Origin of the sequence: Limosilactobacillus sp. DJ3M12 (genome assembly GCF_947381695.1) — a bacterium.
Taxonomy (GTDB): domain Bacteria; phylum Bacillota; class Bacilli; order Lactobacillales; family Lactobacillaceae; genus Limosilactobacillus; species Limosilactobacillus kinnaridis.
Genome location: NZ_CANCWY010000068.1, coordinates 1 through 407 on the forward strand (window position 1 = coordinate 1; position 407 = coordinate 407).

Consider the following 407-nt stretch of genomic DNA (forward strand, 5'->3'; position numbering starts at 1 on the left):
GGGCAGGTTATTTCGCTTACTCATCAGTTGGGTTACCAATTCATCAGGAAGATTGCGGAAATCTAGCTGTTTCGTTAAGCCATCCCGGCGTAAAAGACCGTTGTTGTTTTCGTTCAGCCCTCGTTGATTGGGAGCACCAACCTCGGCAAAGTAAGTGTGAAGGTCAAATTGATTGGCAATCTCGCGCCAGCCGGCGAATTCTTTTCCGTTGTCAAAGGTAATCGATTTGAAGAAGTGCCGCGGGAATTTCCGAAGCCACTGACTTAAGTGTTGGTTAATCGCATCAGCCGTCTTTTCGTGCACATTGAGTACAATTTCGACCTTCGATTGGCGTTCGGTCAGGGTCATTACCGCCCCTTGGTGCTTTTTGCCTTGGACGGTATCAGCTTCAAGGTGCCCAAATTCAG

At 48.4% G+C, this 407-nt stretch carries 1 protein-coding gene; it reads right to left on the reverse strand.

What is annotated here, in order from left to right:
- A partial coding sequence (locus tag QOS06_RS10740; RefSeq protein ID WP_283596065.1) for an IS30 family transposase occupies window positions 1–407 on the reverse strand: 407 nt, incomplete at both ends.